General features: G+C 60.5%; 18 protein-coding genes. 11 read left to right on the plus strand and 7 right to left on the minus strand.

Annotated elements, in window-relative coordinates; genetic code table 11:
* Position 1 precedes the first annotated feature (1 nt).
* The 5 genes from V7Z56_RS11410 to V7Z56_RS11430 all read left to right on the plus strand — a co-directional run bounded on the left by V7Z56_RS11410 (position 2) and on the right by V7Z56_RS11430 (position 4,441).
* The gene (locus V7Z56_RS11410) at positions 2-739 is read left to right on the plus strand and encodes a hypothetical protein (protein ID WP_334129584.1); all 738 of its coding nucleotides are present in this window, start codon (positions 2-4) and stop codon (positions 737-739) included.
* A gap of 163 nt (positions 740-902) precedes the next feature.
* Complete coding sequence (locus V7Z56_RS11415) at positions 903-1,580, plus strand: gamma-glutamylcyclotransferase (RefSeq protein WP_334129586.1); 678 nt, start codon at positions 903-905, stop codon at positions 1,578-1,580.
* 38 nt (positions 1,581-1,618) lie between these two features.
* Complete coding sequence (locus V7Z56_RS11420; RefSeq protein ID WP_334129587.1) at positions 1,619-2,425, plus strand: glycosyltransferase family 25 protein; 807 nt, start codon at positions 1,619-1,621, stop codon at positions 2,423-2,425.
* Positions 2,426-2,792: 367 nt separating this feature from the next.
* A complete protein-coding gene (locus V7Z56_RS11425; RefSeq protein ID WP_334129589.1) occupies positions 2,793-3,314 on the plus strand; it encodes a PAS domain S-box protein in 522 nt (173 codons plus the stop codon).
* A 5-nt stretch (positions 3,315-3,319) separates the two neighbouring features.
* The gene (locus V7Z56_RS11430; RefSeq protein ID WP_334129591.1) at positions 3,320-4,441 is read left to right on the plus strand and encodes a methyl-accepting chemotaxis protein; all 1,122 of its coding nucleotides are present in this window, start codon (positions 3,320-3,322) and stop codon (positions 4,439-4,441) included.
* Positions 4,442-4,469: 28 nt separating this feature from the next.
* On the opposite strand, the gene V7Z56_RS11435 is transcribed toward V7Z56_RS11430, so the two are convergent.
* The 3 genes from V7Z56_RS11435 to V7Z56_RS11445 are packed head-to-tail and all read right to left on the minus strand — an operon-like array spanning position 4,470 to position 9,019.
* Positions 4,470-5,693 (minus strand): APC family permease, encoded by a 1,224-nt coding sequence (locus tag V7Z56_RS11435; RefSeq protein WP_334129593.1) that lies wholly within the window; start codon positions 5,691-5,693, stop codon positions 4,470-4,472.
* A 49-nt stretch (positions 5,694-5,742) separates the two neighbouring features.
* On the minus strand, positions 5,743-6,582 hold the full coding sequence (locus V7Z56_RS11440; RefSeq protein WP_334129595.1) for a hypothetical protein: 840 nt from the start codon (positions 6,580-6,582) through the stop codon (positions 5,743-5,745).
* The gene (locus V7Z56_RS11445; RefSeq protein ID WP_334129597.1) at positions 6,575-9,019 is read right to left on the minus strand and encodes a Lon protease family protein; all 2,445 of its coding nucleotides are present in this window, start codon (positions 9,017-9,019) and stop codon (positions 6,575-6,577) included. The genes V7Z56_RS11440 and V7Z56_RS11445 overlap by 8 nt, the downstream gene beginning before the upstream one ends.
* A gap of 157 nt (positions 9,020-9,176) precedes the next feature.
* On the opposite strand from V7Z56_RS11445, the gene V7Z56_RS11450 reads away from it, so the two are divergent.
* Both V7Z56_RS11450 and V7Z56_RS11455 read left to right on the plus strand, forming a co-directional pair.
* On the plus strand, positions 9,177-10,730 hold the full coding sequence (locus V7Z56_RS11450) for a bifunctional aminoglycoside phosphotransferase/ATP-binding protein (protein WP_334129598.1): 1,554 nt from the start codon (positions 9,177-9,179) through the stop codon (positions 10,728-10,730).
* Positions 10,731-10,805: 75 nt separating this feature from the next.
* Positions 10,806-11,159, plus strand: coding sequence for a phasin family protein (locus tag V7Z56_RS11455; protein ID WP_334129599.1), 354 nt, complete (start codon positions 10,806-10,808; stop codon positions 11,157-11,159).
* Between the two features lie 18 nt (positions 11,160-11,177).
* Here V7Z56_RS11455 and V7Z56_RS11460 read toward each other — a convergent pair whose 3' ends face one another.
* Positions 11,178-12,071 (minus strand): dihydrodipicolinate synthase family protein, encoded by an 894-nt coding sequence (locus tag V7Z56_RS11460; RefSeq protein ID WP_334129600.1) that lies wholly within the window; start codon positions 12,069-12,071, stop codon positions 11,178-11,180.
* Positions 12,064-13,062, minus strand: a complete 999-nt coding sequence (locus V7Z56_RS11465; RefSeq protein WP_334129601.1) for an LLM class flavin-dependent oxidoreductase — start codon at positions 13,060-13,062, stop codon at positions 12,064-12,066. Before V7Z56_RS11465 ends, V7Z56_RS11460 begins: the two co-directional genes overlap by 8 nt.
* Positions 13,063-13,278: 216 nt before the next feature.
* On the opposite strand from V7Z56_RS11465, the gene V7Z56_RS11470 reads away from it, so the two are divergent.
* Together V7Z56_RS11470 and V7Z56_RS11475 are read left to right on the plus strand one after the other, a co-directional pair.
* The gene (locus V7Z56_RS11470; protein ID WP_334129602.1) at positions 13,279-13,722 is read left to right on the plus strand and encodes a MarR family winged helix-turn-helix transcriptional regulator; all 444 of its coding nucleotides are present in this window, start codon (positions 13,279-13,281) and stop codon (positions 13,720-13,722) included.
* A 48-nt stretch (positions 13,723-13,770) separates the two neighbouring features.
* Positions 13,771-15,129: an MATE family efflux transporter gene (locus V7Z56_RS11475; RefSeq protein WP_334129603.1), complete on the plus strand. Its 1,359-nt coding sequence runs from the start codon at positions 13,771-13,773 to the stop codon at positions 15,127-15,129.
* A gap of 25 nt (positions 15,130-15,154) precedes the next feature.
* Here the strand turns inward: V7Z56_RS11475 and V7Z56_RS11480 are convergent, their stop codons facing one another.
* Both V7Z56_RS11480 and V7Z56_RS11485 read right to left on the minus strand, forming a co-directional pair.
* Positions 15,155-15,496, minus strand: a complete 342-nt coding sequence (locus V7Z56_RS11480; protein WP_334129604.1) for a chaperone modulator CbpM — start codon at positions 15,494-15,496, stop codon at positions 15,155-15,157.
* The gene (locus V7Z56_RS11485; RefSeq protein WP_334129605.1) at positions 15,493-16,443 is read right to left on the minus strand and encodes a DnaJ C-terminal domain-containing protein; all 951 of its coding nucleotides are present in this window, start codon (positions 16,441-16,443) and stop codon (positions 15,493-15,495) included. Before V7Z56_RS11485 ends, V7Z56_RS11480 begins: the two co-directional genes overlap by 4 nt.
* A gap of 357 nt (positions 16,444-16,800) precedes the next feature.
* Here V7Z56_RS11485 and V7Z56_RS11490 point away from each other — a divergent pair, with 357 nt between their 5' ends.
* Positions 16,801-17,337, plus strand: coding sequence for a PAS domain-containing protein (locus tag V7Z56_RS11490; RefSeq protein ID WP_334129606.1), 537 nt, complete (start codon positions 16,801-16,803; stop codon positions 17,335-17,337).
* The gene (locus V7Z56_RS11495) at positions 17,330-18,574 is read left to right on the plus strand and encodes a methyl-accepting chemotaxis protein (protein WP_334129608.1); all 1,245 of its coding nucleotides are present in this window, start codon (positions 17,330-17,332) and stop codon (positions 18,572-18,574) included. The genes V7Z56_RS11490 and V7Z56_RS11495 overlap by 8 nt, the downstream gene beginning before the upstream one ends.
* The last annotated feature ends 26 nt before the right edge of the window (positions 18,575-18,600 follow it).

Consider the following 18,600-nt stretch of genomic DNA (forward strand, 5'->3'; position numbering starts at 1 on the left):
TTTGGCGGAGACGGGAGAGACAGTCCGCATTTCCATGTGGTCGGGTCCGCGCAACATCTCGACGGCGATGATGCGCGCCTTCGCCCAACGGCCGGGCGCGCGCGTCGTTGATGAGCCCTTCTATGCCTATTACCTGACAGAAACCGGCCTGCCGCATCCGATGCATCGCGAAATTATTGCGAGCCAGCCGACCGATTGGCGCGTTGCCCTCGCCGATCTCAATGCGCCGCGCGCGGCGCGCGAGCTCTATATCAAGCATATGACCCACCATATTCTGGACGAGGTCGACATCGCGGCGTTCAGAACGCATCGCAACTGCTTTCTCATTCGCGATCCGCGGCGGGTCATCGCCTCCTACGCACAGAAGTGGGAGCGGATCACGACGGCCGATATCGGCATCCGGCGGCAGGTCGAGATATTCGCGGCACTGAGCGAGATCACCGGCATCGCCCCGCTCGTGATCGAGGCGGAAGATATCCTGAAAAACCCCGCCGCAGCGCTGGAAAAGCTCTGCGCGGCGCTCGGCATTGCCTGGCATCCCGAAATGCTCGCCTGGCCGAAAGGACGGCATCCGGATGATGGCGTCTGGGCGCCGCACTGGTATGCCGCCGTCGAGGCGTCGACCGGCTTTGCGCCTTATACCGAGCCCGCGATAAACCTGACGTCCGAGCTTGAGGATCTTGCCGCCCTGCAGCAGGCCGACTACGACCTTCTCCGCGCCCATAAGATTACTGTCTGACGCCGTGCTCCGGCGCGCACTAGCCGAGATCCGTTCAGAAAAATCCCGGCGGCGCTCTGGACTTTGCCGCTCTTTTTCGCCACCATCAGGGAGAGCCGCAACCGACGCCGAAGGGACATACCCCGTTGCGGCCGCGAAACCTGTGCGGAGAAGCGCAACAAAGATGCTGGTGCGAGAGGAACTGACCCGGGAACGGATCGACAAGCTGGTACGGGAGGCCGAGAAGCACGGCCTTTTCAAGGCCCTCAGCCATGACGAGCGGGAGGCGACCCGGCAGGCGTTTCTGCGTCAGATCGACCCCGCGAACGGGCTCTGGGTCTTTGGCTACGGATCGCTCCTCTGGAACCCGGCGTTTCATTATACCGAATGGCAGCCCGCGCGACTGCACGGCTTTCGCCGCCGCTTCTGCCTCAGCGCCTCGATCGGCCGTGGCAGCCCGGAAAAGCCCGGCCTGATGCTCGCGCTCGATCATGGCGGCTCCTGCAACGGGCGAGCGTTCCACATTGCGCCGGAGGAAATCGACAGCGAGACGGACATCCTCTGGATGCGGGAGATGATCTCGGGCGCCTATCATGCGCGGCTGGTCAATATCCATCTGCGCGGGCGCATTGTGAAAGGCCTCACCTTCGTCATCAATCGCCGCCATTCGCGCTATCTTCGCGACATCACGCTGGAGGAAAAGATCCGCCTTCTCTCCACCGGCGAGGGACATCTCGGAAGTTGCCGCGAATATCTCAACAACACCGTTGCCAACCTCGATGCGATGAATGTGAAGGATCGCTACCTTCATGAATTGCAGCAAAGACTACGCGCGCTTGATCGCGGCGGCGACTTGGCCTAACAATCCGCAGCAATGGAAACAACGCGCGGATGCAGCCAGTGACCCCTGACCAGAACAGCGCCCTGCCGCCGATTTTTGTGATCAACCGGCCGGTGGATACGGGCCGGCGCGCCGACATGACGGAGCGCCTCGGCAAAATCGGCCTCACCCCGCAATTTTTCCCTGCCGTTGATGGCTATCAGCTCGATATCGCAAGCCTCGCCGCCTATGATGGCCGGAAGCGCCGGCGATATTTCGGCAAGGATCTGAAGGCGGGCGAGATCGGCTGCCTGCTGTCGCATCGCGCTGTTTATGAAAAAATGCTGGCGGAGGATATTGCCGCCGCCGTCGTTCTGGAAGACGATGTATTCTTTTCCCCGGATTTTGGCGCCGTCCTCGAAGATCTGATGAGAACGGACGTCGCGTGGGATCTCGTCCGCTTCGTCGGCCACGGCAAGGTATTCGATCTTGGCTATCGCACGCTCGCACCGCTCCGTAACGGCTACAGCCTCACCCGCGTCCCGACCTCGCCGAGCGGCGCCTATGCCTATCTTCTGACAAAACGGGCGGCGGCGCGGCTGCTGTCGCTGATGCAGCGCAACTGGGTGCCCGTTGATATTGTACACAGCCGCGCCTGGGAGACCGGGCTCGAGACACTCCTGATCCATCCCTCTCCCGCGATCCCGGACCTTGACGGACCGTCAACCATCGGCGATGAGCGCTTTGAAAAAGGCCACGGGCTGTCCGGTCTCGACCGCGCGCTCCATCCCCTTTATCGCTTCTGGTACAAAGTGAGCAACAGCGCCGGAAAGCGCGCGCTTTATCTCAAGAGCTGGTTCCGCGACCGCAAGCACCCCCGCCCCTGATCCTGCAAACCGGGCTTTCGTGCGAATAAAGGCCAATACTCGCACTCGCACGTGATATGGCTTTTCACTTTTATTTACAGAAAACTAATTAATCTCAATTATTAAGCATAATATACGATCATAAAGTAATTTTATTCATTTATCATTTAATAAATTCGTAACAATATAATAATTTGTATATTTTTATTAATTACGTTACGAAGTAATTTTATTATTACTTTAATATTTTCTATTTTAATTTATAAGTTAACCATAATTTAAGAGAAATATATAATAATATCGCCATTATATCGGAAATCGACCTTAACAGGGACCAAGTCGATGTCGTTATTATTTCCGGTATCTGTTTAATCAAGGGAGAGATTGAATGGATTATCCAGGCACAGAAGTATTCTTCGATAAAAACGACCTGATCGTCAGCAAAACGGATCTCAAGGGTCGTATCACCTACGCAAATCACACCTTTCTCGAAATCGCCAACTATGACGAGAGCGAGGTGATGGGGAAGGCCCATAACATGATCCGCCATCGCAACATGCCGCGCGGCATCTTCGAGATGCTTTGGAACAGGATACCAAATGGCGATGAGGTCTTTGCCTATATCGTCAATTCGACGAAGGGCGGCGATCATTACTGGGTGCTCGGCCATGTGACGCCGAGCTATGAGAATGGCGAGATCACCGGCTATCATTCGACCCGGCGCGTTCCGTCCGCGCGCATCATCCGCGACGTGATCGAGCCGCTCTATTGCGAGCTCAACCATATCGAGGCGTCGACCGCCAATCGCAAGGAAGGCATACGCAAATCGGCAGAGCATCTCGACAATCTGCTGTCAGAGCGGGGGCTCAGCTATGACGAATTTATGGCATCACTGATGAGGGAGGCGTAAGTCCGATGGAAATACCTGTCACACCCACGACCGCGGAGGCCGGCGTCTCCATCGACCGGCTGAAGCAGATCCTTCAGGTCGCCATCGATGTCGGCCGCGGCAATTTTGAAAGCCGCCTCAAGAATATCCCGAGCGAGGCCGGGCTGGAGCGCGAGCTCTGCCTGCGCATCAATGAAATGATCGATCGAAGCGATGCATATTTGCGCGAATCCACAGCCTGCCTCGGCTTTATCGCGGAGAACCAGTATTTCCGACGCATCTCGCCTGAGGGGCTGCGCGGCGATTTCGGCACGGCGGTCACCCGGATCAATCGGGCCGCCGACGGGGTTGAGCGGAAAATCGCGCGGTTTCAGGAAGCGGTGAACGCCATCTCGGACGCGGCGACCCGGCTCAATGACAGCGCCCAGTCGATGGGCGATACAATCCGCCACACGCATGAGAAAACGGCGACGGTCGCCGCCGCCGCGGAGGAAGCGGGGCAGAACACCCAGACCGTCGCCTCGGCGGCGGAGGAACTCAATTCCTCGATCCAGGAGATCAATCGCCAGGTTGTCATCTCCACCGACATGTCGGAGGCGGCGGTCGGTCAGTCCCAGACAGCCAATGAGATGGTGGCGAACCTTTCGGCGGCGTCGACCGAGATCGGAAATGTCATCAAGCTGATCAACAATATCGCGGGGCAAACGAAACTGCTCGCGCTCAACGCGACGATCGAAGCCGCCCGCGCCGGCGATGCCGGCAAGGGGTTTGCGGTCGTGGCGAGCGAGGTGAAGTCACTCTCGGCCGAAACCGAAAGGGCAACGGAGGGCATTCGCCTGCAGATCGAGGCGATCCAGAAGGCCGCAGCGTCGGCCGTGGACTCGATCACCGGCATCGGCAAATCCATTTCCGCGATCAATGAAGTCTCCTCAGCGATTGCTTCTGCGGTTGAAGAACAGGGCGCTGCAACGCAGGAGATCAGCCGCAATGTCCAGGAAGCCGCGAGCGGCGTCAATAACGTCACGATCAATGTCGGGATCGTCAACGAGCATATGCAGACCGTGAATGATAACTCGGCGCAGCTCACGGACGTTGCCGGAGAGCTCGCGCGCCAGGCTGAAATCCTGACAGCGACATTGAACAGTTAAGTCCAGGCCTTCTCAGACGGCCGCGCGATCAGTCCGTTAAAAATCCGGTAATCAGCAGCATCACGCTGAGGAGCAGCCCCGCCGCGGGGACCCATATGGGGACGGCAAAAACGCCGCCTGAGGGGGCCGCCTCCGATCTCTTCATTCGGATCAGGGCAAGGTTGACCAGGCAGAAGACGACCAGAATAAGCGTCGAGGTCGCTTCTGCCAGTTCCGCGATCGGCAGCAAGGTCGCAAAGATGAGAACGAGCGCGACGACGACAACCGTCGCGACCACTGGCGTCCGCGTCACCGGATTAACCGCAGTAAGAAAGGCGGGCAGGTTCTTCTGCTTCGCAAGGCCATAGATCACCCGCGACGCCATGATGATCTGGATCAGGACACCGTTCGTTGTCGCGATAATAGAGATGCCGTGAAAAATCCCGCTGGTCGTCGACCCCGCCTCGTCGAACACGAAGGCGAGCGGCGCGGCGGTGTCCGCAAGCTGCGACATCGGCACGACAAGCACAACGACGGACACGACAAGAAAATAGAGAACGGCCGTGATCGCAAGGGTCAGCAGGATGCCGCGCGGCAGTGTCTTGTGCGGTTCAACCACCTCCTCGGCCACATTGGCGATATCCTCGAACCCCACAAAGGCAAAGAAGGCGAGCAGGCTGGCCGACAGGATCCCGCCCCAGACCGAAAGCTCCAGGGGCGGGAGCAGCGTCAGGGATTTGGCGAGAATGCCAGGATCGGCCTTGATGCCAAAGAAGATCACAAGACCCAGCCCGCCGATCTCGAGCAGCGTGAAAATCGCGGCAATCGTCACCGATTCCAGAATACCCCAGGCAGCGATTGCACCAATAATCAGGATCACGACAATCGCGAGGAAGGTTTGCGGCAGGGCGATAACGTCAGCGATATAGGCCGCCGCGCCGAGAGAGACCGCCGCCGAGGAGACGATGCCCGATGCCGCCACCAGCAAGCCGACAGTGAGCGTTAGAGGGGGAGACCTGAAGCCCGCATCCACATAGGCGGCCGCCCCGGCGCTAACCGGATGACGGGTGGCGAGCTCGGCATAGGAAAATCCGGTAAAGGCCACAACAACGGCCGCAACGAGAAAGGAGATGGGCGCGTATATTCCCGCCTCGGCAGCCGTCGCGCCCACCAGCACATAGATCCCTGCGCCGATCGTAACGCCGAGCCCGTAAAGCACGAGCAGCGGCAAGGTCAATTTTCGGGCGAGGTCAACCGGCTGCTGCGACATCATCGCACACTCGCTTTGCTGCCCGCAGGCATCCTGCCGCCGTCCGCACCGATCAATGCAGGAGCAGCAGCGGATGGCGGCTCGTCAGGAGCTGCTGCAGATTTTTGGGATCCCTCAGATAGAGGCCGTCCGCCGCCGCGATGACGAGCATTTCCTGGGCGAGGATCTCCTTGAGGAGATGTGCATTCTCCGCCGAGAGCGGCGGCAGGACACGCACCGTCTCACCTTCGCTCTCGCGGAGCGATGTTGCAAATTCCACAAGCCTCGCCCGCGCATCTTCCTCAAGGCCGAGCGGCAACAAGGTGATATTCGAAAGCGGGATCGAGAGCAGTTGCCTCGCCGTGCGCACACCGATCTCCGCCACAGATACGGAATCGCAGATAATCAGCGCCTCCGCGCTCAGGCTCTTCGCCCCCTTCAGAAGCAGTGTCGGCCGTGGCAGCTTGCTCGGGCCGCCGCGCCGGGCAATCTCGTCGCGCAGGTTTCTCGACTGAAGGCGTCCCGTTGTCTCAATGATCACGAGATCGGCATCGTCGAGGTCGCTTTCAGACGCCGGCCACGCGCCCCGTACCGCGCGAAATCCGACGGCGACCTGGCGCTGGCGGGCGGCCTGCTCGAGCTGGCGCTGCATGCTTCGCGCCATCGCCCGGAACTGCGCTTCCAGCGTCGGACGATCCAGCCGGTGCGCCCCCGGCGATAAAAACCGGTATTCGCGGACAAACCCGAGATCGCTTACCGTCGCGAGGTCGCTGTCTTCGACAAAAACACCCTGCAGTTCGCCGCCAAGGCGTGCCGCAATCTCGATGGCGGCGACCATCGTGTGACGGCTGTGCATTGACGAATCAATCTGCAACAGGATCCGGCGGTATTTTCGTCTCGGCGCGTCAGACATCGGCGTTCCCCGCGGATTTGTCATCGCGCCCCGATCGCGCATAGCGCACGGCCGCCTCGGCGTAGCTTTCAAGCCGCGCCTGCACCCGCCCATTGATGGTATCGCGCGGGAAGTTGCCATCGTCATCCGCCGTGCCTGCCGGCACGCCCGTCAGGATTTCAATTCCCTGATCGATGCTGGAAACGGCATAGATATGGAAGCGCCCTGTTTCGGCCGCTTTCACCACCTCGTCTTTCAGCATCAGGTTTTTCACGTTCGATTCCGGAACGAGAACGCCCTGATCGCCGGTCAGCCCGCGGTAATTGCAAAGATCGAAAAAGCCTTCGATCTTCTCATTCACCCCGCCGATCGCCTGCACCTCGCCGAACTGATTGACCGATCCGGTGACCGCCAGCGACTGGCGAATGGGCACGTCTGCGAGTGCGGAGAGGAGCGCATAAAGCTCGGTTGACGAGGCGCTGTCCCCGTCAACACCGCCATAGGACTGCTCGAAAACGAGGCTGGCGGTGAGAGAGAGCGGCTTGTCCCGGGTATAGCGCGCGGCAAGGAAATTCGAGAGGATCAGGACGCCCTTGGAATGGAGCGGCCCGCCAAGGTCGACCTCGCGCTCGATATCGATCACGCGGCCGCGGCCAAGATGCACCCGGGCGGTGATCCGGCTCGGCCGGCCGAAGGCGAAATTGCCGAGCTGCAAAACCGAGAGGGCGTTGATCTGGCCGATCCGCTCCCCAGAGGTGTCGAGAATCATCGTGCCGCGACGGAACTGCTCCTGCGTGCGTTCGCGCATCCGGTCGGAGCGGCGGATATGTGCGGCAATCGCCGTTTCCACATCCGCAGCCGTGATTGTCGCGCCGCCGCGCGCCGTCGCCCAGTGATCGGCCTCGCAGATCAGGTCGTTGAGCGCCCGGGAATGGCTGAGCAGCCGCTCCTTGTCGCTGGTCAGGCGCGTCATCCGCTCCATGACCTTTTCCACCGCGCCCCGCTCCAGCGGCAGCAGGTTCTTCTTGCGCGCCTGCGTCGCAATGAAGCGGGCGTAAAGCTGAATGGCGTCGTCGGTGACCGGCAGCAGGTCTTCAAAATCAACGGGCACCTTGAAGAGATTGAAAAAATCCGGATCATTCTGGCTCAGCAGGTAATAAACGACCGGCTCGCCGATCAGGATGACCTTGACATCGAGCGGAATGGGCTCCGGCTGCAAGGTGGTGATACTGCCAAGCGACATTATCTGCGACAGGCCTTCAATGCGGATCTCCCGCCCGCGGATCGAACGCTTCAGCGCTTCCCAGGCATAAGGCTGCATCAACAGCCGCCGGGCATCGAGCAGCAGGTAGCCGCCATTTGCCCGATGCATGGCACCCGGCTTGATCAGCCTGAAATCGGTGACGAGCGATCCGAATTCGGAGCGATGCTCGATCCGGCCGAGCAGATTTTCAACGGTCGGATTATCCTCGTAAACGATGGGCGCGCCGCCATTCACGTCATGCGTCACCAGAACATTCACCTGACAGTTATTGATGACCATTTCCTGCTGGCGGATGAAGTTCGCCGCCATCTGGGGCGGAATGGTCTCGACAGCTTCGTCCTTGGTCAGGCGGAAAACATCGCTGTGGTCGATCAGATATTCCTTCACCGCATCGAGAAATTCGAGCACCGCCGGGCAATCACGCCAACGCTCACGGTCCTCATCGATCAGGTGATCGACGGCGAAGCTGGTGATTTCGCGGTTCAGCTGAATGATTTCGCGGCGCTGCGCACGTTCGAGTTCGGGCATCGTGCGAACGACCGCCTGCAGTTCCCCTTCCAGCTCGCCAATATCCTTCTTGATCTGCTCCTGCTCCTCCACTGAGAGCTTGGAGAAGGTTTCCGGATCGATCACCCGCCCCTCGCGGGACGGCGCGAGCGCAAGGCCCGTCGGCGTGCGGACGAGCGCAATATTCTTCGCCTCCCCCTTCTTCTGGACGCCGTCGAACGCCTCTTCCTGTTTCAGCTTGTACTGCTCGACGATGACATCGAGCCGGGTGCGGTAATCCTCGCTTTCATAGGCCGCAGAAATAACGATCCGCACCTCCTCGCCGAGGCTTTCCATCTGCTTCGCCAGCTCCTGCCCGCGGCCCGCCGGCAGCTCCAGCATTTTCGGATGATCGGGCATGGCGAAGTTATTGACGTAACACCAGTCCTCGGGGCAGCATTTCGCCGCCGCTTCCGGCTCCAGGTAACGCAGGATCGTTTCGGTTTTCCCGCCGCCAGAGGCGCCGAACGCAAAGAGATTGAACCCCTCATGGCGCACGCCAATACCGAAACGGATTGCCTCAACCGCCCGCTCCTGCCCCAGCGGCTCGCGCAGATCCTCGATCTCTCTCGTGTCGGAAAAACCCAACGCGCCAAGATCATAGGTCCGGCGCAGCTCGGAAGCAGGGAGTGCCTTGTGGTCGGCCATTAACGCTTCTCCTTAAATCACACTGTTTTTCATCATAGTATCAATAGTGGGAGGGGAGGGAAATCCATGCGTCAAAGATTGCGAGAATTATTTTGCCTCCGCCTTGCCCTGACCTATCTCGAAAGTTACAGGGAACACTGGCAGTCGATCAGGCAGCATGACGGAATTATCAAGAAAAAGCCATGAGCAAAGGATCATCGCGTTTCTCTCCGACCCGGCGAGCTATCCGGATCGGCCGCTGAATATCGACATCCGCGAGACGCATGGCGCCCGCGTGTTTCTTGCCGGCGACTATGCCTACAAGGTCAAGAAGCCCATCCGGCTCCCCTATCTCGACTTCTCGACGCTGGAGAAGCGGGCTGAATTCTGCCGGCGCGAGCTTGAGATCAATCGCCCGGCCGCGCCCGATCTTTATCTCGGCGTGATCCCGATTACCCGCGAGGGCGACGGACGCCTTGCGTTCGCGGGCGCCGGACCGGTCATTGAGTGGGTCCTGCAGATGAAGCGTTTCCCGCAGGAGATGCTTTTCGATCAGCTGCCGCGCGAAATCATCGGCGAGAGAGCGACGATAGAAAGCCTCGCGGACGCCGTTATATCCAGCCACCTGGCCGCAACGCCTGTGAAAACCGGCGACGGGCCACGCCGGATCGAGATGCTGATCCGTCAGCTTTCGGCAAGCTTCACCGCCGCGCCCGATATATTTGACGCGGCGGATGCAGACCGCTTCACGTTTGAGGCGAGCGCGCAGCTCACGGCGGCGCGCCTTTGCCTCAGATTTCGCGGCCGCGCCGGCTATATCCGCCGCTGCCACGGTGATCTGCACCTTCGCAATATCCTGCTGCTCGATGGGCGCGCGGTACTTTTCGATGCGCTCGAGTTTGATGAGGAGCTTGCGACCATCGACACGCTTTATGATCTCGCCTTCCTTCTGATGGATTTTCATCATCGGGACATGGCGGCGATCGCCGTGCGCCTGCTCAACCGCTATCTGTATCTTTCGGGCGCGAAAGCGGACATTTACGGGCTGAAAGCGCTCGCGCTCTTTCTCGCGCTCCGCGCCGGGATCCGGGCGATGGTGAACGCCGATCTCGCCCGCCAGAAAACGGGGGATGAGCGGGAGGCGGCGGTTGATCGAGCGCGCGGCTATTTTCAGGCTGCACTTCAATATCTCCACCCGCCCGCACCCTTTCTTATCGCAGTCGGCGGCTTTTCCGGCACCGGCAAGACGACCCTCGCGGCCGCGCTTGCCGAACGCCTTGCCCTCCCCTTCGGCTGCCTCCACTTCCGGACCGATCTTGAGCGCAAAGCGATGTTCAATGTCACGGAGACCGAAAGGCTGCCGGCCGACAGCTACACGCAGGAGACAAGCGATAAGGTCTATGCCCGCGTCTTTGACAAGGCCCGCATCGCGCTGAAATCGGGCCAGCGGGTGGTGGTCGATGCGGTCTTTTCCACCGAAGCGGAGCGCGAGGCCGTTGAAAAGATCGCCCGTCGTCTCAACATCCCTTTTACGGGCCTTTGGCTTGACGCCGATGAAGCGACGCTCGCAGCGCGCGTCACCGGGCGGCGAAATGATGCCTCCGATGCGACCGCCGATGTCGTCCGCCAACAACTCGCGCGGGGTGCCGGGACGATGCAGTGGCGCAAAATCAACGCCGGCGGCTCACCGCAGCATACGCTCGATCAGGCGCTGAGCGCGCCGTTCCGCTGATTTGATGCAGGTCAATGCCTGCACTTCCCGCTCCTGCTATAAGGGGAGCGGCATTATAGCTCGAAAGGACAGAGGATGAGTGGCAAAAGCACAGAGACGCGAAACGCCCCCCCGTTTCGCTATATGTATCCCAGCGATATCGAAACAGTTATCGAACAGAATGAAAAATTCGCCCAGTTGATCCAGAACTGGGGTGAAGAGATGCTGAGTTTCGGCACCTGCCGCCTGAAAGAGAACATCGCCGTTCCGCGCCAGCTCGCGGGCTGCACCACGCCCGAAGAGGTCGTGAATGTTTATATGAATTTCTTCAACACGGCGTTTCGGCAGTATTCGGAGGAAGCGGTACGGCTCGGCGGTCTCTATGACTTCGATCCGGCCGACGGGAAGCGGGTCGCGGTGAAGCCGGAGAAAGGGAACGGCGCGGAGTAAGCTCCGTCCGTTACGCGCTCAGGCGGGCAGCTGGATGCCGTCAAGCCCGCTTTTCTCCGCGGCGGAAAGCTCAACGAGCGGGGGAAGGACGCGCTCCCATTCGCGATCGCCAAAGCGCCGGGCGACAAGATATTTGACGGCCGCAATAAGCGGGACAGCGGATGCCGCACTTCGGATGCGGGCGACTTCTGCCGCATCGCCGGGCTGCGCCGCGCCGTTCCAGATTTTTCCGCAAAGCGGCGCGGAAATATTTACCGTTGCCGAAATGCAACCCGCAAACCCGTCGCCCCGCGCGCCTTCAAGAACTGTTTCACTGCTCGGGAAGACTTTAAATCCGGGGATCGCCGCGACAATCTCGCGGCAGTAGGGAATATCCCCGGACGAATCCTTGATGCCGCAAATCCGCCCCGCCGTCTCCTCGGCAAGCCGGCGGACCAGATCAACCGAAAAGGGCACGCCCGTCAGCGCCGGGAAATTATAAAGATAAATCGGGATCGGAGTATCATCTGTCGCACCGGCAAGCGCAGTGAAATAGCGGAGAAGCCCCGCATCGCTCACCCCTTTGTAGTAGAAAGGCGGCAGGACAAGCGCTGCGCCATAGCCAAGCTCCGCCGCGCTATTAGTGAGCGCCGCCGTGGTCTCAAGATCGGGTGTTCCGGTTCCCACCATCAGCTTTTGGCCGGGCAGCGCGGCGGTGGCCGCAGCCATGATCTGCCGGCGCGCCGCCGCCGAAAAGGAATTCGCCTCCCCGGTCGTGCCGAGGATATTGAGCCCGTCGCAGCCATTCGCCAGCGCCCATTCGGAGTGCCTTAGAACCCGCGCGAGATCGGGCGCGCCCATCCGGCCAACCGGTGTTGGAACCGCAGCAATCACGCCCTGCAACGCGCTATCCCCGCGCGGTGTCTCAGTCATCGGCTAACGCCTCCATCGCATCGGCGGCGATCTCTAGCGCACGCAGCCGGGCCTTGTGGTCATAAATCTGCGCGCTGAGGATAATTTCATCCGCCGCCGTTTCCTTCTTGAATTTCAGCAGGCTGTCGCGAACATCCGTCCGATCGCCAAGCGCAATACAGGTCATGAAGCGGGAAATCGCCGCATGCTCCTGCGGGCTCAAGCCGTCGGCGAAGCCTTTCACGGGCGGCGGCAGCTTGACCGGCGCGCCCCGCACCAGCGCCAGCACCGTCTGCATCATCGAGGTGGCGATCAGCTCCGCTTCCTCGCGCGTGTCGGCGGCCATAAGGTTCATCGCCACCATCACATAGGGCCGGTCGAGTTGCGCGGACGGCCTGAAATTCTGCCGGTAGACGAAGAGCGCCTGGCGCAGATCGGCGGGCGCGAAATGCGATGCGAAGGCGTAAGGCAGGCCGAAATGCGCCGCCAGCTCCGCCCCGTAAAGGCTGGAGCCGAGTATCCAGATCGGCACATTGAGACCGGCGCCCGGCACCGCCACCACCTTCTGCCCCGGCGCCGGATCGGCGAAATACTGCTGCAATTCCATCACGTCGCGGGGGAACATATCGACGCTGCCGCTCAATGTCCGGCGCAGCGCCTGCGCCGTCAGGCCATCGGTCCCCGGCGCGCGGCCAAGACCGAGGTCGATCCGGCCGGGATAAAGCGAGGCAAGCGTGCCAAACTGTTCGGCAATGATCAGCGGGGCATGGTTCGGCAGCATGACGCCGCCCGAGCCGATCCGGATGGAGCGCGTATGGGCGCCGACATGGGCGAGCAGAACCGCCGTCGCCGCGCTCGCAATTCCCGGAATATTGTGATGTTCCGCCAGCCAGTAACGCTCATAGCCGAGCTTCTCTGCCGTTTGCGCCACCTCAACTGAATTTTTAAAGGACTGCCCGGCATCGCTTCCCTCGGTTATCGGGGCGAGATCCAGCACGGATAGTTTTGTCATAAAAATACTGCTCCTGTTGTTGCATGCGCCCGCAAGCTGCGGCCGAAGGCAGGGGGAAACGCACGCCTCCACCGTCCGGCCGATAACCCGGGCAGCTTAGCAACAAGCTGCTCCCGCATGCCAACAAATTCTCCGCTGACCGCTTGCCGCTTTCAGCGTCTTGCAGGTCGCGCATTATTCTGTTGCGATTATCTGCATATGCAGATATATAGGGGCATGTCACAGACACCGCAGCGCAATTTCCGCTCGACCTGCAGCGCCCTTCGCTTTCGCAAGGCCGCACGACGGGTGACGCAGATCTACGATCATGAGCTAGAACCCTTCGGCCTGACAATCACCCAGTATGGCATCCTCGGGCATCTCTTTCACTTCGGTGGCATCAATGTCGGCGCCCTCGCGCGAAAGCTGGTGATGGACCCGACGACGCTGACCCGCAACCTTCGCCCGCTGGAGCGACAGGGCTATGTGACGCTCACCCCCGACAACGACGACCGGCGCGGCCGCAAGCTCGATCTTACGGAGGCGGGCAGAGCCCGCTATAAAGCCGCCCGTCCCGGCTGGCAGGCGGCGCAGGATCGCATCGCAGCGACACTCGGCCCGGAGAATGGCGCCATTCTGGCAGACATCATTGACGGCATGATCGAGAATCTTCGTGACTGATTTTTCTCCCAGATAGCTGTATATACATATAATAAGGAATAATAATCAATGACCGAGCTGTCTTCTGCGCCTGCCGCGCCTCCGTCCGATCCGCTGCTCACCGCGCCAATCTTCGGAACACTGCTACGCCTCAGCCTGCCGAACGCCGTTGCGATGGTTGCGGCCGCCCTCGTCGCGATTGCGGAGACGGGCTATGTCGGCCAGATCGGCATTTCCGCGCTCGCCGGTCTTGCGCTCGTCTTTCCGATGGTGATGCTGCAACAGATGATGTCGGCGGGCGCCATGGGCGGCGGCGTCTCCTCTTCCATCAGCCGCGCGCTCGGGGCGGGAAACAGCGTCCGGGCGCGGCAGCTTGCCATTCATGCGCTGGTTATCGGCGCACTCGCCGGAGTCTTTTTCTGTGTCTTTTTCCGGCTTCTCGGGGACAGCATTTACACTCTTCTTGGCGGGTCGGGAGACGTCCTGAAGGAAGCCCTGGCCTATTCCGATATCGCCTTCACAGGGGCGATCGGAATCTGGCTGACGAATACGCTTGCCTCCATCATTCGCGGCTGCGGCGAGATGAAGATCCCATCGGTCACCCTCCTTGTCATCGCGGTTGCCCAGTTCCTGCTCGCCGGCCTCTTCGGGCTGGGATGGGGCCCCATGCCCGCCCTCGGCATGGCCGGCGTCGCGCTTGGTTTCGTCATCGCCTATAGCTCGGGGGCAATTTTTCTCTTTCTCTACCTGATTTCAGGACGCGCGCGCCTCACCCTCACCTTCCGGGGGATCCGCCTGAACGGGGAAATGTTCCGCGACATCCTCAAAGTCGGCGCCGTCTCCTGCGCGTCTCCGCTGCAGACTGTGCTGACCGTCCTGATCCTGACACGCGTGGTTTCCGAGTTTGGCGTCACCGCCCTCGCCGGCTACGGGATCGGCGCGCGGCTTGAGTTTCTCCTGATCCCCATCGTATTTGCCATTGGCGTCGCCTGCGTTCCCATGGTTGGCATGGCGATCGGCGCCCGCAATCTGGAGCGGGCGCGGAAAATTGCCTGGACGGGCAGCTTTACCGCCGCCGCCTTTCTCGGCGTTATCGGCGTTATCGCCTCTCTCTTCCCCAATCTCTGGTCCGGCATGTTCACGGCGGATCCGGCGGTCCTTCATGCCAGCGCCCTCTATTTCGCCTGGGTTGGTCCCTTCTACGGCTTCTTCGGCCTCGGGCTATGCCTTTATTTCTCGTCGCAAGGGTCGGGCAAAATGATTGGCCCGGTGCTGGCCGCAACGGCGCGGCTGGTGGTTGTTGCGATCGGCGGCTGGATCCTGACGGTCTACAGCGCGCCCGACTGGACAGTGTTTGCCCTTATCGGCGGCGCCATGGCGGTTTACGGAATTGCCACCGCGCTCGCGGTCTATCGCGTCCGCTGGTAGAGACAGGCGCGGCGGCCGTGCCCCCTCAAAGGGGATCAGAGCCAGCGCGCGCATCGGAACAGGCGCGCAAAATAGCGGCGCGGACATCCTCATGTTGCGTCTCGATGGCCCGGGCCAGCGACTTCAGCTCGAACCTGAGGCCGTGGATCTGGTCGATCAGCGAGAGAACGATGGGAATCGCTTCGTTATTGACGGCAAGATCGACCTTGAGCTGGCGGATCAGTTCGAGGCGCGCCATGTCGATTTCCCGGAAATGATAGCCGGCTTCGGTTTCTTCCGGGATCACCCAGCCGCGTTTCACCCAGATGCGAAGCCGCGTCAGGCTGACGCCGGTCAGCTGACGGAGAACTTCCTGCTCACTGATCATCCCCTCGCTCCTTCCACTTCCTGCCGGACCTCGTAGCTGTTCTTCGCCCGCCACTTCTCCATGAATTCCTTGAGGTCGGGATCAATTTTCTTTGGCAGAACGACTTTGAGCCGCACCAGCTGATCGCCGGCGGGAGCCGACTTTCCGCCCGCAATCCCCTTCCCCTTCAGCCGCAGGGTCTGGCCCGAACTGGCGCCGGCAGGGACGCTCATGTTGATTTTACCGTGGATCGTCGGTACCGCCACCTTGCCGCCGAGCACCGCTTCATCAAGCGTGATCGGCAGATCGATCAGTATATCCCTGCCCTCGCGGCGGAAGAGGGGGTGCGGCCGGACCTCGATGCGGACATAGGCATCGCCCGCGGGCCCGCCATTCAACCCCGGGCTGCCCTTGCCCTTCAGCCGGATATTCTGCCCGTCGCGGATGCCGACGGGCACGGTGACGTCAAGCGTGGCCCCGTCCGGCATCGTGAGGCGCTTCTTCGCGCCGCACGCCGCTTCCAGGAAATCGATGGCCAGGTGATAATGCGCATCCTCCCCGCGGATGGGGCCTGAGAAGCCGCGCCCGCCACCGCCGAAATCGGTGCGCGTTCGGCGAAAAAGCTCCGCGAACAGGTCGCTTTCATCGGCGAAATCATCAAAGCCGCCGCTGGAATAGTAATGCGTCCGCGGCCCTTCCCCGGCATAGGAGCGATAATATTGCTCCGTCGGTCGCTCCTGCCCGGTGGCGTCGATCTCACCGCGATCGAATCGCGCCCGCTGGTCCTTGTCGCCAAGGATGGCATAGGCGGCCGAAACCGCCTTGAAGCGCTCTTCCGCCGATGCATCGCCGGGGTTCAGATCCGGGTGCAGTTCCTTCGCGAGCTTGCGGTACGCCGACTTGATTTCCTTGTCCGTCGCGGTCGGCTCCACGCCGAGAATTTTATATGGATTGTCAGTAGTCACCATCCGACCCATCCTTCAGTCAATGTCACGGCAGATGCACCAGCCGTCAGTTACGTCCACCCCGTTTAAATATGGAAATAATTTTCTGCGGCTGCAAGCCCCGCCCCCGCACTCGAACGGCCATCAATACAGCCCTGAAACTCTTTTCCCTGCCGTCAGTTGCAGTATTTTCTAATATACACTTCCCGCCACAGTCGCGAATGCCGGCTATTATCCCTTTTTTAACTACCTCCGCCTAGACTGCCCCGCAGTGAGAGGCAATATTGGAAAGAGCTGATATTAGCACTTTGCAAATAAAGCAAAGTATTCAGTACCGGTCGCAAGGTCAGTTCTACACCAGAATATTCTGGAGAGATAAAAATGGAAGTAAATCCAATACCTGTAGATGAAGAAATAAAGTTCTCGACGGACGAGATCATCGTCTCCAAGACCGACCTGAAAGGCCGTATCACCTACGCCAACGACGTTTTCTGTCGGGTCGCCGAACGAACAACCGCCGAAACGATCGGCAAATCGCACAATATCATCCGGCATCCTGATATGCCGCGCGCCATCTTCAAGCTGCTCTGGACAACCTTGCAGCGCGGCGAGGAAATGTTCGTCTATATCAAGAACATGTCGGCGACCGGAAAATACTATTGGGTCCTCGCTCATGTGACGCCGTCCTATGACAGCGCGAACAATATCATCGGCTATCACTCCAACCGCCGCCTTCCCGACATGGCGGGCGTGCGAAGCGTCCTGCCGCTTTATGAGCGCTTGAAGGCGGAAGAGCAGCGCCATGCAAGCCCGAAGGAGGCGCTCGAGAAAGGCGTCGCGCTGCTTGAGAATATGATCCGCGAGAGCGGCAGAAGCTATGACGAGTTCATTTGGGGACTGGTAAATAAAAATGCTTAAGTTTTTCAGAAACAAGGACGCCGCCGCAACGGAGCCCGGCGGAAAATCCGCGCCCGACGAGCTAGCGGCGCTGCGCGAAGAGCTGGCCGTTTACAAAACCGCCTTCGCCGCGCTTTCGGAAGTGACGGCGCGCGTCAATCGGGGCGACATGGAAGCGCGCATCATTGATTGGGATCAGCATGGGCCGTTGAGCGAGTCCCTCGCGGGTCTCAACCGCGCGCTCGATCTGACAGATTCCTTTATCCGCGAATCAACCGCATCGCTGAGCGCCGCGACCTCCGGCCGCTTCTATCGCAAGTTTCTGACAACCGGAATGGCCGGCAGCTTTGCCGATGGCGCCCGCTTCATAAACAGAACAAGCGAGGAGCTGCAACGGCGCGAGGAAGAGCGGGTCGCCGCCCGCCTCGCCATCGCGCGCACCTTCGAAGCCAATGTCGGCGAAGTCGTCTCGGCGCTTGGCGACGCGCTTCACAAGGTTGCGGACATTTCCGTTCAGCTCAAAAGCTATGCCGCCAACAACCAGAGCCTTGCCGCGACGGTCGCGGCGGCGGCGGAGCAGGCAACGGTCAATGTGCAGACCGTCAGCACCGCGGCCGAGCAGCTTTATGCGTCCGTGCAGGAGATTACCCGTCAGGTCACCTCCTCCACGGCGATGACCATTGAAGCCTCGGGCGAAGCCGAGACGACGACACACACCATCCTGTCGCTGAAGGAAGCCTCAGACACCATCGGGCAGGTTGTCGACCTCATCAAGGACATTGCGGGCAAGACGAACCTGCTCGCTCTCAACGCGACGATCGAGGCCGCGCGCGCGGGCGAAGCCGGCAAGGGGTTCGCGGTTGTCGCCTCGGAGGTGAAGTCGCTTGCGCTGCAAACAACGAATGCGACCGGAGAAATCGGATCGCAGGTCGAATCGATCCAGCTCAGCACCGATACCACCGTCCAGGCTGCCGCGCGCATCACCCAGACGATTAACCAGCTCAACGAAGTTTCTTCGGCCATCGCCTCGGCAACGGAGGAACAGGCTGCGGCGACCATGGAGATCAGCCGCAACATCCAGGAAGCCTCGCAAGGCACCCAAGAGGTCGCCTCCAGCATCAACAAGGTGAATGAAACCTCGCTGCAAACCGTAAAATCGGCGGATGATCTCGACCACTCCGTACAGGAGCTGACCGCCATGGTGCAGAAACTGCGCTCGGAAGCCGACACTTTTGTTACGGCCGTAAAGACCGGCTGATCCTCCGCCTCTTGCAAAGCCCGTCT

The organism is Sneathiella sp. (assembly GCF_036844445.1).
GTDB lineage: Bacteria > Pseudomonadota > Alphaproteobacteria > Sneathiellales > Sneathiellaceae > Sneathiella.

Coding starts and splice junctions, on each gene's coding strand:
- V7Z56_RS11425 (WP_334129589.1), top strand. CDS start 2,793: ATGGATTATCCAGGCACAGAAGTATTCTTCGATAAAAACGACCTGATC.
- V7Z56_RS11435 (WP_334129593.1), bottom strand. CDS start 5,693: ATGATGTCGCAGCAGCCGGTTGACCTCGCCCGAAAATTGACCTTGCCG.
- V7Z56_RS11460 (WP_334129600.1), bottom strand. CDS start 12,071: ATGACTGAGACACCGCGCGGGGATAGCGCGTTGCAGGGCGTGATTGCT.
- V7Z56_RS11430 (WP_334129591.1), top strand. CDS start 3,320: ATGGAAATACCTGTCACACCCACGACCGCGGAGGCCGGCGTCTCCATC.
- V7Z56_RS11440 (WP_334129595.1), bottom strand. CDS start 6,582: ATGTCTGACGCGCCGAGACGAAAATACCGCCGGATCCTGTTGCAGATT.
- V7Z56_RS11475 (WP_334129603.1), top strand. CDS start 13,771: ATGACCGAGCTGTCTTCTGCGCCTGCCGCGCCTCCGTCCGATCCGCTG.
- V7Z56_RS11490 (WP_334129606.1), top strand. CDS start 16,801: ATGGAAGTAAATCCAATACCTGTAGATGAAGAAATAAAGTTCTCGACG.
- V7Z56_RS11495 (WP_334129608.1), top strand. CDS start 17,330: ATGCTTAAGTTTTTCAGAAACAAGGACGCCGCCGCAACGGAGCCCGGC.
- V7Z56_RS11445 (WP_334129597.1), bottom strand. CDS start 9,019: ATGGCCGACCACAAGGCACTCCCTGCTTCCGAGCTGCGCCGGACCTAT.
- V7Z56_RS11455 (WP_334129599.1), top strand. CDS start 10,806: ATGAGTGGCAAAAGCACAGAGACGCGAAACGCCCCCCCGTTTCGCTAT.
- V7Z56_RS11470 (WP_334129602.1), top strand. CDS start 13,279: ATGTCACAGACACCGCAGCGCAATTTCCGCTCGACCTGCAGCGCCCTT.
- V7Z56_RS11450 (WP_334129598.1), top strand. CDS start 9,177: ATGACGGAATTATCAAGAAAAAGCCATGAGCAAAGGATCATCGCGTTT.
- V7Z56_RS11415 (WP_334129586.1), top strand. CDS start 903: ATGCTGGTGCGAGAGGAACTGACCCGGGAACGGATCGACAAGCTGGTA.
- V7Z56_RS11480 (WP_334129604.1), bottom strand. CDS start 15,496: ATGATCAGTGAGCAGGAAGTTCTCCGTCAGCTGACCGGCGTCAGCCTG.
- V7Z56_RS11465 (WP_334129601.1), bottom strand. CDS start 13,062: ATGACAAAACTATCCGTGCTGGATCTCGCCCCGATAACCGAGGGAAGC.
- V7Z56_RS11485 (WP_334129605.1), bottom strand. CDS start 16,443: ATGGTGACTACTGACAATCCATATAAAATTCTCGGCGTGGAGCCGACC.